The sequence below is a fragment of the Bathymodiolus platifrons methanotrophic gill symbiont genome (assembly GCF_002189065.1).
In the GTDB taxonomy this organism is placed as follows: domain Bacteria; phylum Pseudomonadota; class Gammaproteobacteria; order Methylococcales; family Methylomonadaceae; genus Methyloprofundus.
Map to the genome: position 1 here is coordinate 1 of NZ_BDMN01000579.1, position 1,205 is coordinate 1,205.

The window sequence follows — 1,205 nt, forward strand, 5'->3', positions numbered from 1 at the left end:
TACAATTAATTATTATTGATGCGCGGAGCGCGGTTTAAGAGAATACATATTGCTGTAATTGAGAGTGATTGTGGAGAATGCGCCCTGCGAGCATTACAGGCATGATATACTTCGCGCGGTCACGGATGCGAAGTATAATTAGGAGCGATTAAGTGAGAATACATAAACAGGTTATTAACAATAGCAAGCTAAGGGTTCTGTCGCAAAAAAACAAAATAACCCTATTACCTACGCGATCATAAGGTTTGATTTGACCAAAAGAAGGTTCTATTTTTCAAGCCATTACTTTCCTGAATGCCACATGGTACTTGGCTTTAACACTAGACTATCGTAATTTTAGTGATGGAGTATAGGTAACTACTCATCGAGTATTTTTTTAACTTTGGCGAAGGTATTGAATAATCACCTTCGCTTTTTTGGAAGTTATTTTTCTGAAAGTCTATAGCTGTCTTTTATAACAACTATCGACTGCACTCAACTTTGCTTTTATTTTACTTCTTAAAGCCATATCGTTTGCCTTTAATTTAGTTTTATTTCTATGAGGATGTTAGATTTATTGAACTGTTAATGCAGTCACCTGTATTTATGACACCTAAAAGCATATTGAACTCCACCTTGCATTTTTCTATATTTAACCCGTTAGCACCATCACTTGAAATATTAGTGATATAAGGCCCGGCTGTTGTGCATCCAACAATTAGACTGATAAGACTAAAAGTAATAACTATTTTATAAAAAACCATACAAAACCTCCAATTCAAAGAATATTCTCAGGTATTTTACCTTTAATTTAATCGGGTTCACAACGCATATTTAATAAATTTGTATCATCCTCCGCTGAAAATCATGGAAACGGATCTTAGCGAAGTGGTGATTTTTAGTCCCTGATAGGCCACAGGGCAATTCGCTGATTCGACGTGTGCTAGCAGCACGCGAGAGGAGCAAGAATTGCATTCCGAAAGCCGTCCAGCCACTGAGGTAATAATGACGAAGCGGCTTTTGTGCGTAGTCGTTGCGGACTCAGGGCGTTCAGGGCATCTCCCATCCGAACGAATTATGGCGACAGGAGTCCCGGAATTTCGTGAGGTAGCATGGTGCGCCTGGATGGAAAAATTAAGAACACAAAAACTAAAATCAAGAGTGTCAACTATAGAAAGAAAACGGTTCTGTCGCATAAATCCCCCTTCCCGACGTTATCTGCTATC

General features: G+C 38.8%; 1 protein-coding gene. It reads left to right on the forward strand.

What is annotated here, in order from left to right:
- Positions 1–948: 948 nt before the first annotated feature.
- A partial coding sequence (locus CDZ78_RS21565) for a hypothetical protein (RefSeq protein ID WP_140414279.1) occupies positions 949–1,205 on the forward strand: 257 nt, incomplete at its 3' end.